This window comes from Streptomyces sp. YS-3 (genome assembly GCF_045257485.1).
Lineage (GTDB): Bacteria > Actinomycetota > Actinomycetes > Streptomycetales > Streptomycetaceae > Streptomyces.
In genome coordinates, this window is the sequence record NZ_JBJHPC010000927.1 from 1 (window position 1) to 1,719 (window position 1,719).

A 1,719-nucleotide genomic window follows, 5' to 3' on the forward strand; every position below is an offset into this window, starting at 1 on the left:
GACTGCGTGGGCGCAGGGCGAAGTGGACACGGGCGTGAAGTCGGCGCTGGCGCTGTTCTCCGCGACGGCTTGTCCGTGACCACGTTCTGGCCGCCGGCCGGGTAGCTCACCGACCCGTCCGCCGCGACCGTGAAGCCGAGGCTCGCCGCGTCGTCCAGCGCGTCCTTCAACTGGCCCTGGAAGCCGACCAGTTCGCACACGAGCGAGCTCAGAGTCGTACGGACCAGACCGCATTCCGTACGGATGTAGTCGTAGTTGCGGTCCAGGCGCCGCAGGCGGTTGACGGCGGCCGGGGACGCCATGCCCTTCTGCGTGGCCTCCAGACCGTGGATCATCTCGCTGCTGATCCGGTCCCGTGCCGCGTCGGCCTGGGTGCTGACGGCGCCCCAGCCGTCGGCGGCGTCGAGGAGCTCGGCGCACTTGAGGTCGTGCAGCTGCTGCCAGGTGAGCACCCCCGTCACCGGCCCTTGCCGGCCGGCGCGGAGAACTGCGCCAGCGCCGACTTCACGCCCGTGTCCACTTCGCCCTGCGCCCACGCAGTCTGACGCAGAACCGGCTCCAGGGCGCCGCACTCGGAGTGGACGGCCGTCAGCCGCTTCTCCCACGAGGTGAGTACGGACTTGAGCGCGGCCATACTCGCCAGTCCAGCCGTGCCTGCCTCGGCCCCGGCGTGGGCCGAGGTGAGCTTGGCCTTGGCCGTGGCGGTGTCCGTCTGCAGGGCGTGAGCGGTGCCCGCCGCGTCCGACCACGGCTTGGCGCTGTGCTTCAGCTCGCCGCCGGCGCCCGCGTCCTTGCGCCCGCCACCCGCCGGCCCCGCCGACGCCAGTGACATCGCCCCCGCCGGCCCCGCCTGGTCCAGCAACCGCTGCCAGCTCTGCGCGTACACGTACTCCCCCGTCTCCCCGTGGTCTCGTGCGACCCTCTTCCGTCGCCCCGCAATGACGTTAAAGCCGCAGGTGGGGGCGTGCGCAAGCGCAAACAGGGGGGTGGCTGAAAAAAGTGCGGCCACGCATAACACCCGGATACGGGTGTGCGCAAGAGTGATCACGCTCAGGCGTACGCGTTCGCGCCGCCCAGTTCTCGGGGGCCGTGTCTGAGTGCCTGATGGACGGGTGCGTCGCGCGCCGACTCCTGGAGCACCGGCCGCGTCCCGGGACCCGGGGCTCTTGTTGATGCGCGGGTGCCATTGCCCGTTGAGGCGGTGCGCGCGAAATAGTCGCCGGGTCGCGTACGGGCCGGCCCCCTCGCAGGGGAGGGGAGCGGTATCTGTCCGGAGGCGCCCTACGCCGTGGCGGCCGCGGGGCGCCGGTTATGCCCCGCACCCCGTCGCAGAAACCCACTTTTTCATGTGCGTGCAGGGGCGGAGCAAGGGCATGCGGTGGTCAGGAGGTTGATGACAATGGTTCCCCTGCTTCTGGTACTTCTGCTGGCTCTGGTCCTCTTCGGTGCGGGTTTCGCGCTGAAGGCGCTGTGGTGGATCGCCGTGATCGTGCTGGCCGTGTGGCTGCTGGGCTTCGTCGTCCGGGCCGCGGACGGCAGCGGCCGTCGGGGCCGCTGGTACCGCTGGTAGGCGGGTCCTCCCGCAGGTGAGAACCGCGGCGGACGACGCGGGTTGACGCGGGGGCCCGGCCCACTGTGGGCCGGGCCCCCGCGTCATGCGCGCCGATGCGTTGCCCGCGGCAGACGGACGGATGTCTGCCCCGCGCCCCACCCCTGGGC

Annotated in this window: 2 protein-coding genes and 1 pseudogene; 1 reads left to right on the forward strand and 2 read right to left on the reverse strand. The window is 71.6% G+C overall.

Annotation, left to right across the window (positions count from 1 at the left end):
• Window positions 1-461 (reverse strand): annotated as a pseudogene (locus ACJA3G_RS36360) (hypothetical protein); the annotation flags it as partial.
• A complete protein-coding gene (locus ACJA3G_RS36365) occupies window positions 458-886 on the reverse strand; it encodes a hypothetical protein (protein WP_406557297.1) in 429 nt (142 codons plus the stop codon). The gene ACJA3G_RS36365 and the pseudogene ACJA3G_RS36360, both read right to left, overlap by 4 nt.
• Before the next feature lie 513 nt (window positions 887-1,399).
• On the opposite strand from ACJA3G_RS36365, the gene ACJA3G_RS36370 reads away from it, so the two are divergent.
• On the forward strand, window positions 1,400-1,570 hold the full coding sequence (locus ACJA3G_RS36370) for a hydrophobic protein (protein ID WP_329404272.1): 171 nt from the start codon (window positions 1,400-1,402) through the stop codon (window positions 1,568-1,570).
• Window positions 1,571-1,719: the final 149 nt, after the last annotated feature.

Coding starts and splice junctions, on each gene's coding strand:
- ACJA3G_RS36370 (WP_329404272.1), top strand. CDS start 1,400: ATGGTTCCCCTGCTTCTGGTACTTCTGCTGGCTCTGGTCCTCTTCGGT.